The organism is Pseudarthrobacter linnaei (genome assembly GCF_055412825.1).
On sequence record NZ_JBVAYX010000038.1, the window covers coordinates 23,339 to 30,889 of the forward strand.

General features: G+C 68.8%; 7 protein-coding genes and 1 pseudogene. 4 read left to right on the forward strand and 4 right to left on the reverse strand.

Annotated features, from left to right (window positions below; genetic code table 11):
* Positions 1-5 precede the first annotated feature (5 nt).
* From acs to ACZYZ3_RS19075, 4 genes are all read right to left on the reverse strand, one after another.
* Complete coding sequence (gene acs / locus ACZYZ3_RS19060; protein ID WP_463965356.1) at positions 6-1,988, reverse strand: acetate--CoA ligase; 1,983 nt, start codon at positions 1,986-1,988, stop codon at positions 6-8.
* Entirely contained in the window at positions 1,964-2,875 is a 912-nt protein-coding gene (locus ACZYZ3_RS19065) for an ABC transporter permease (protein WP_463965357.1), read from the reverse strand. The genes acs and ACZYZ3_RS19065 overlap by 25 nt, the downstream gene beginning before the upstream one ends.
* Complete coding sequence (locus tag ACZYZ3_RS19070; protein ID WP_463965358.1) at positions 2,875-3,918, reverse strand: aliphatic sulfonate ABC transporter substrate-binding protein; 1,044 nt, start codon at positions 3,916-3,918, stop codon at positions 2,875-2,877. The genes ACZYZ3_RS19065 and ACZYZ3_RS19070 overlap by 1 nt, the downstream gene beginning before the upstream one ends.
* A gap of 138 nt (positions 3,919-4,056) precedes the next feature.
* The gene (locus ACZYZ3_RS19075; protein ID WP_463965359.1) at positions 4,057-4,902 is read right to left on the reverse strand and encodes an ABC transporter ATP-binding protein; all 846 of its coding nucleotides are present in this window, start codon (positions 4,900-4,902) and stop codon (positions 4,057-4,059) included.
* A 425-nt stretch (positions 4,903-5,327) separates the two neighbouring features.
* Between ACZYZ3_RS19075 and ACZYZ3_RS19080 the strand changes: the two genes are divergently transcribed.
* The 4 genes and pseudogenes from ACZYZ3_RS19080 to ACZYZ3_RS19095 all read left to right on the forward strand — a co-directional run bounded on the left by ACZYZ3_RS19080 (position 5,328) and on the right by ACZYZ3_RS19095 (position 7,411).
* A complete protein-coding gene (locus ACZYZ3_RS19080; RefSeq protein ID WP_463965360.1) occupies positions 5,328-5,753 on the forward strand; it encodes a CoA-binding protein in 426 nt (141 codons plus the stop codon).
* Between the two features lie 90 nt (positions 5,754-5,843).
* Entirely contained in the window at positions 5,844-6,254 is a 411-nt protein-coding gene (locus ACZYZ3_RS19085) for an MmcQ/YjbR family DNA-binding protein (protein WP_463965361.1), read from the forward strand.
* Positions 6,251-6,795 (forward strand): annotated as a pseudogene (locus tag ACZYZ3_RS19090) (DUF1990 domain-containing protein). The gene ACZYZ3_RS19085 and the pseudogene ACZYZ3_RS19090 overlap by 4 nt, the downstream one beginning before the upstream one ends.
* Positions 6,796-6,808: 13 nt before the next feature.
* Positions 6,809-7,411, forward strand: coding sequence for a tetratricopeptide repeat protein (locus ACZYZ3_RS19095; protein WP_463965362.1), 603 nt, complete (start codon positions 6,809-6,811; stop codon positions 7,409-7,411).
* The last annotated feature ends 140 nt before the right edge of the window (positions 7,412-7,551 follow it).

Genomic DNA, 7,551 nt, shown 5'->3' on the forward strand with positions numbered 1-7,551 from the left:
GTTCCTCACTTCTGGGGTAGTTCGGGTTTGTTCTTGCGTTCACGCAGGACGGTCTGGATGCCGGCGATCGACGGTTCGTTCTGCAGCGAGGTCGTGTCACCCAGCGTGGTTCCTTCGAACAGTTGGGTCAGCAGCCGACGCATGATCTTGCCGCTGCGGGTCTTCGGGACATCGGGAACGACGACGACGTCGCGCGGCTTGGCGATCGGCCCGATTTTGTCTCCGACCCAGGCCCGCAAATCGGCGGTAATCTGCTCCGTAGCCGCCGAAGCTTTCAGGACCACGAACGCGACGACGGCGTGGCCGGTCTTCGGGTCCGCGACCGGGCAGACGCCGGCCTCCACGACGTCCGGGTGCGAGACGAGGGCCGATTCGATCTCGATCGTGGAGAGCAGGTGTCCGGAGACGTTGAGGGTGTCATCCACCCGCCCGAGGATCCAGATGTCGCCGTCGTCGTCGTACTTGGCGCCGTCACCGGCGAGGAACCAGCCCTGTTCGGCGTACTGGCGCCAGTACGAATCGAAGTAGCGTTGCGGGTTGCCCCAGACGGTGCGGGCGATGGCGGGGCCGGGGGCGTCCACGACGATGAAGCCCTGGACGCCCGGCGGGACAGTGGTGCCGGCGTCGTCCACGATCCGGGTACTGACGCCGGGCAGCGGCCGGGCGGCGCAGCCGGGCTTGAACTCGGTGTCGGTGGGGGACGGGGAGAGGATGGTGGCGCCGGTTTCGGACTGCCACCAGGTGTCCACCACGGGAGCCGTGCCGGACCCGACGTTCTTCCGGAACCAACGCCACGCCTCGGGGTTGACGGCTTCGCCGACCGTGCCGAGCAGACGGATGGAGGAGAGGTCGTAGCCGGCCGGAACGCCGTCCGGGAACCAGCCCATCAGCGAGCGGATCAGGGTGGGTGCGGTGTAGTACTGCGTGACGCCGTAGCGTTCGATGATTTCGAAGTGCCGGCCCGGGTGCGGGGTGTTGGGTGTGCCCTCGAAGATCACCTGGGTGGCGCCGTTGGAGAGCGGGCCGTACAGCTCGTAGGTGTGGGCCGTGACCCACGCGAGGTCGGCCGTGCACCAGTGGACGTCGCCGTCGCGGAGGGCCGGGTCCGGGTTGCTGAAGAGGTGCTCGAAGCTCCAGGACGCCTGCGTGAGGTAGCCGCCGGAGGTGTGGACCAGGCCTTTGGGCTTACCGGTGGTGCCGGAGGTGTACATGATGAACAGCGGGGTCTCGGCGTCGAACGCTTCCGGCGTGTGGTCCGCGGAGGCCTGCCCGACGGCGTCATGCCACCACACGTCCCGGCCCGCGGTCATCGGGACGGTGTCCAGGAGGTCCGGTGCGGTGGTGCGGTTGACGACCAGGACGTGATCGATGGCGTTGTCCCCGGCGACGGCCGCGTCCGCGTTGTCCTTGACCGGCACGGCGACGCCGCGGCGGAACTGCCCGTCGGTGGTGACGAGCAGCTTGGCGCCCGTGTCCTCCACCCGGAACCTGAGCGCCTCCGCGGAGAAACCGCCGAAGACGAGCGAGTGGATGGCTCCGATGCGGGCCGCGGCCAGGGTGATGATGACGGTTTCCGGGATGACCGGGAGGTAGATGACCACCCGGTCGCCCTTGCTGATGCCGAGGCCCAGCAGGGCGTTGGCGGCCCGGGAGACCTCGCGCTGCAGTCCGGCGTAGGTGATGGTGCGGCGGTCGCCGGGCTCGCCCTCGAAGTGCAGGGCCACCTTGTCCCCGCGTCCCGCCGCAACATGGCGGTCGACGCAGTTATAGGCGACGTTGAGCCTGCCGCCGTCGAACCAGGTGATGTCCGGGCCGGTGCCGGCGCCGACGTCGGCCGGGACCCTGCGGTGGGTGGTGTGCCACGGCTTGTCCTGCCCGGGAACGTCCTCCCAGTCGAGCCGGAGGGCCGCTTCCTCCCAGAAGGCGAGGCGCTCGGCCTCCGTGACCGGGGCCGTTTGTGTGGTTACGCCCATCGTTTGACCGCCCATTTCTCGGCCAGGCCCAGCAGTGCGTCGGTGGTTTTTCCGATGACGGCGAGCAGCACGATGGCCAGCAGGAGCCGGTCGGTGCGGCCGTTGTTCTGCGAGTCCGTGAGCAGGAAGCCGAGCCCCATCGAGGAGGCGATCAGTTCGGCGGCCACAAGGAACAGCCAGGCCTGGGCCAGCGCCAGCCGGAGGCCGGAGAAAACGGCCGGCACCACGGCCGGAAGCTGCACCGTGGTCAGCAGCCTGACGCCCTTAAGGCCGAACGCGCGCGCCGCTTCCACCAGGTCCCGGTCCACGTGGCGCAGCGCCAGGGAGACGGTGGTGAACACCGGGAAGAAAGCGCCGATCAGGATCAGCGTGATCTTGGAGTCCTCGCCGATCTTCATCCAGAGAATGAGCAGCGGCACCCACGCCAGCGAGGGGACGGCGCGGAGGGCGCCGATGGTCGGTGCCAGCAGGGCGTCGGCGAACCTGGACAGGCCCACCAGCGATCCAAACACCAGGCCCAGGGCAGCGCCGGCGGCGAAGCCAATCAGCACGCGCTGGGTGGAGATCGCGATGTGCTGGCCGAGCTGCCCGCGCTGCAGGAGGTCGAGTCCGGCCTCCAGCACCATGGCCGGCGGCGGGAGCTGGACGACGCTGAAGACCCCGGCAGCCGTGGACAGCTGCCAGGCGGCCAGTACCGCGGCGGGGATGATCCATCCCAGGAGCAGCCGCGCCCAGCCGTTGGCCAGGATCCCGGCGGGGGACCATCTGTTCGCCGGGGAGCCGCCCGCACCCGTGCGGGCCGGGCCCGGCCGGGCGGCGTCTGCCGGAGTGGCGGGGACGGCTGCAGCGCGCCCGTCCGCGACCTTAGTGCCGGTGCCGGCGGGATTCCTGAGCTGTGTCATCAGGAGTCCTTGATGGCGGACGCGTCCGCCTTCTTCACCAGCGAGTCATCCAGAAGGGAGGCGACGGCGTCGTCGATCTGCTGCTGGCTGGCGACGTCGCCGGTCTCCACGAACGTGGGGCCGATCTTCGCCAGGACCTGGCGCTGCGCCTCGCCCGGTGCCGGATCCACGTCCAGGTTGCTGCGCTCCAGCACCACGGTCTTGGCGACGGCGAGGTCCAAGCCGGCGACGTCGGCAAGGATCCGGGCCGTCTCGTCCGGGTTGGCCGCGGCCCAGGCGCGTGCCTTCTCGTAGGCGTTGACCACGGCCTGCGCCTGCTGCGGCCTGGCCTTCAGGAAGGATTCCGTGGCGTTGAGGAAGCCGTAGGTGTTGAAGGAGAGGTTCCGGTGGAAGAGTTTGGCGCCTTTGTGCTCCGCGCCGGCCATGATCGGGTCCAGCCCGGACCAGGCATCCACGGAGCCGTTCTCCAGCGCGGCCCGGCCGTCCGCGTGCTGCAGGTTCTGCACCGTGACGTCCTTGGCCGGGATCCCGGCTTCGGAGAGGGACTGTAGCAGGAAGAAATAAGGGTCGGTGCCCTTCGTCGCGGCCACTGATTTGCCCTTGAGGTCGGCCACGGTGGTGATGCCTGAGGACTCCTTCGCCACCAGGGCGGCCCATTCCGGCTGGGAGTAGATGTCGATCGTCTTGATCGGGGAACCGTTGGCGCGGGCCAGCAGCGCGGCGGATCCGGCGGTGGAACCGACGTCGATCGCGCCGGAGCGCAGCGACTCGTTGGCCTTGTTGGATCCGGCGGACTGGACCCAGTTGACGGTGACGCCCTGGTCCTTGAGGGAGGCTTCAAGCCAGCCCTTCTCCTTGATGACCAGGCTCAGCGGGTTATAGGTGGCGAAGTCGATGTTAAGCGTGCCGCTCTCGACGGCGGCGTTCGCCTCGGGGGACCCGCCGGACCCTTCCCCTGCGACGCAGCCCGTGAGGACAAGGGCAGCGGAGACGGCGGCGGCACCGAGAACGGACCGGCGGGTGGCTTTGGGGGCGAATGACATGGGGATCCTCTGGGGTATGACGCGATTGAAGCGAAAAGCGAACGGGAATGACGAGTGGTGGAGCAAGGCGGGCGGACGCAGCAGCGGCTGCGGCGTTCGCGGCGGGGAAATCCGAGGCGGACCCGGGCGGTGCGGCGGCTAGTGGCCGTCGACGCCGAGGGTCGCCAGGAGCGAGGCGCGCAGCCGGGCGAGGTCCACGGAACCGCGGTCCCGGGGGCGCTCGCCGGGCACGGCCACGGTGCGGACGATCGTCGCGCCGGCTCCTTCATCGGCGGAGCTGTCCTTGCCCAGGACGATGATGCGGTCGGCAAGCTGAAGGGCCTCGTCGACGTCGTGGGTCACCAGCAGCACCGTGGTGGGCTCGGCGCGGTGGATGTCCAGCAGCAGGTCCTGCATCCTGATCCGGGTGAGCGCGTCGAGCGCGCCGAACGGTTCATCGAGGAGCAGGACTCCGGGGTTGCGGGCAAGTGCCCGGGCCAGCGAGGCGCGCTGGGCCATGCCTCCGGAAACTTCCCGCGGGCGGTGCTTGGCGAAGTCCGTGAGCCCCACGAGGTCGAGCAGCCGGGCCACCTTCGCCTTGCCGTCCCGGGCGCTGATGCCGGCCGGCAGGCCGATCGCGATATTGGCCTGCAGGGTGTGCCACGGCAGGAGGCGCGGTTCCTGGAAGGCGAAGGCGCAGCGGGAATCAATGCCCTGGACGGGAGTGCCGTCGATTTCGACGCTGCCGGCGGTGGGGGAGTCGAGTCCGGCGGCGGCCCGGAGCAGCGTGGACTTGCCGCAGCCTGAGGTGCCGAGGATGGCCAGGACTTCCCCGGCGTGGATCTCGAAGTCGACGTCGTGCAGAACGGTCTGGGCTTCTGCGCCGGCGCCGAAGGTGCGGCGCAGCGCACGGAAGGCAACCGGCAGGGCCGGGGTGCTGGGGGCGGCTCCGGCGCGGGCGTCCAGGGACGTCTCAGGCGCGGAGAAGGACAGGACAGCAGTCATAGGGTTACTCCATCGGTCCTGGCAGTAGCACCCTACGGAATGAGCCTTTGTGCCGGTGGTCAGTCCGGCGGTTCCCTTGGCTCCATACCTTGCTATCGCCGGCATCCAGGGACGGATAACGGCGACCAGGGTTGCTGCGGCTTCATCGATCCAGGTCTCTCGGCCGCTCGGGATGGTCGCCTCCAACTAAAACGGAATCGGCGCCTTTTCCCAAATGCAGCCGGTTGTCCTGCGTAATATTCGGCCTTTCCAGGTCCGCGGGCCGGCCGCCGGTCGATTATTCGAAACCGGCATCTCGACCGGCATCTCGACCGGCATCTCAACGGGCATCTCGACCGGTCCGTGACCGGTGGGGTAAGGCGGCTGCCCGCCGGGCGTGCGGGGTCTTGCCGCCCCGGCAGCACCCTGGCGGTTAGGCTGTGCACATGGCCCACGTCAACGATCCGGCAGTCCTCGAAAAGCTCATGCGTACCAAGGGGAGGTGGGCCATTGTCGGCCTGTCCACGAACCAGTGGCGGGCCGCCTATGACACGTCCCTGTTCATCCGGGACCGGCTCGGGATGGAAATTATTCCGGTGAACCTGCCGGCCGATCCTGTGCACGGGGAAACCGGCTACGCCGCGCTCGCGGAGATTCCCGCCGAGAAGCAGCCGATCGACGTCGTGGACTGCTTTGTGAATTCCCACAGGGTGGGGGCCGTGGTGGATCAGGCGATCGCCGTTGGCGCCAAGGCTGTCTGGATGCAGCTCGGTGTCATCGACGAAGCGGCCGCGGCCCGGGCGAAAGCCGCCGGGCTCGACGTCATCATGAACGCCTGCCCGGCGCAGGACGCCAGGCGCTTCGGCCTCTGACCGGTCGTCCGCCGGCGCCGGGACTGGTGCGGCCGGCGGCCGCAGCAGTAATGCCTGCAGAATGTCCGGGCCTCCCAGTAGGCTCGGAGCATGGATCCAGCTGCACTCCGGGGAATCTGCCTGGGCTTTCCCGGCGCCTTCGAGGACTTCCCGTTCGGGCCGGAGACATCTGTCTTCAAAGTGCGGGCCGCGGTGTCCGGCGGCGGCCGCGGTGACGCCAGGATGTTCGCCCTTTCCGCCCTGGCCGCGGCCGACTTCTCCGTCAGCCTGAAATGCGAGCCCGCCCTGGCCGAACAGCTGCGCGCCGCGCATCCGGAGATCACCGGAGCGTGGCACATGAACAAGTTGCACTGGAACGGGGTGCGCCTGGACGGGTCCCTGCCCGATGCGATGGTGCGCGACCTGGTGGAGGATTCCTACGACCTCGTGGTGGCCTCGCTGAGCCGCCGCCAGCAGGAGCAGTTGGGCTGGGCGCGGCTGGCCGACGGCGGCCGGGCATGAATGTGCGGATCGCCCGGGGCGAACTGAACTACCCCGGCATCGGGTTCACCAGAGAGGGCCGGTCACCGGAGGGCTTCGCCCGGTCCCAGGCCCGCGCCCACCTCGGCGAGGGCTTCGAAACCTACCGCCGTGTCGCCGACGGGATCCTCAGCTGGCAGATCCAGCGCCGGTCCGGGCTGCGGGTCCGGACCGAAACCGGGTCGGTGGAGGCCGGCTCACGGATTGTCAGCGGATTCGGCATCGGGCCCTTCAGGATCAAGGCGCCGTGCGAGGTCGTGTGGGTCCGGCGCCCGGCCCCTGAAAACGCGGTGCAGTCAGCAGGGTTCGGCTACGGCACACTGCCCGGCCACCGGAGCGCGGCGAGGAGGCGTTTGAGGTCTCTATCGACGCCGCCGGCGCCGTGACCTTCACCATCGCCGCCTTCAGCCGGCACTCCAACTGGTTCTACGCCGCTGGCGGGGGAGCGGCCAAGGCCGCCCAACGACTCATCACTTCCCGATACATTGACAGTGCACATCAACTGGCCGCAGGTGAGAGCTGATCAGGAGCAGGCAATGCTGAACCAAACCACCCTTGATGAACTATGGAATTTTGAGGACCCGCAGGCCTCGGAAGCCCGCTTCCGGGCGGCTGCGGCCGATCCGGCCTACGACGCCGACGAACGCGCCGAGCTGACCACCCAGCTGGGCCGCGCCATCGGCCTGCAGGGCCGGTTCGAGGAAGCCGACGCGCTGCTGGACGCGGTCGACGGCGGCGAACCCACCGTGGCTGTCCGCGTGCTGCTGGAACGTGGCCGGGTGCTGAACTCCAGCGGGCACGCCGAGATGGCCGTGCCGCTCCTTGAACAGGCCGCCGAGCTCGCGGACCATCTGGGCGAGGAATTCCTGGCCGTGGACGCGCTGCACATGCTCGCCATTGCCGATTCGGCCCACGCCGAAACCTGGACCCGCAGCGCCCTGGAATACGCGTCCACCGTGAACGACGAGCGGACCAAACAGTGGCTCGCGGCACTGCACAACAGCCTGGGCCGGACGCTGCACGACGCCGGGCGCTGCACCGAGGCGATGGTGGAGTTCCAGCTCGCCGCGCAGTGGGCGGAACGGGTCGGCACTCCGCGGCAGCAGGAACTGGCCCGCGAGGCGATAGAAGCCTGCTGAAACCCCTCCCTTCTACTCCAACGCGGGGTCACTTACGGCCCGTAAATGCCCGGCAAAGTCATATGGTCGTAGCAACGCTCTGATTGATGGAGCGTTTTATGGTCAAGTTATTTCCTCCGAATGCCCGTACCGAGTTCGTT

What these genes read in the sequence shown, in the direction of transcription:
- acs (WP_463965356.1), bottom strand. Translation starts at nt 1,988, where the DNA reads ATGGGCGGTCAAACGATGGGCGTAACCACACAAACGGCCCCGGTCACG.
- ACZYZ3_RS19065 (WP_463965357.1), bottom strand. Translation starts at nt 2,875, where the DNA reads ATGACACAGCTCAGGAATCCCGCCGGCACCGGCACTAAGGTCGCGGAC.
- ACZYZ3_RS19070 (WP_463965358.1), bottom strand. Translation starts at nt 3,918, where the DNA reads ATGTCATTCGCCCCCAAAGCCACCCGCCGGTCCGTTCTCGGTGCCGCC.
- ACZYZ3_RS19075 (WP_463965359.1), bottom strand. Translation starts at nt 4,902, where the DNA reads ATGACTGCTGTCCTGTCCTTCTCCGCGCCTGAGACGTCCCTGGACGCC.
- ACZYZ3_RS19080 (WP_463965360.1), top strand. Translation starts at nt 5,328, where the DNA reads ATGGCCCACGTCAACGATCCGGCAGTCCTCGAAAAGCTCATGCGTACC.
- ACZYZ3_RS19085 (WP_463965361.1), top strand. Translation starts at nt 5,844, where the DNA reads ATGGATCCAGCTGCACTCCGGGGAATCTGCCTGGGCTTTCCCGGCGCC.
- ACZYZ3_RS19095 (WP_463965362.1), top strand. Translation starts at nt 6,809, where the DNA reads ATGCTGAACCAAACCACCCTTGATGAACTATGGAATTTTGAGGACCCG.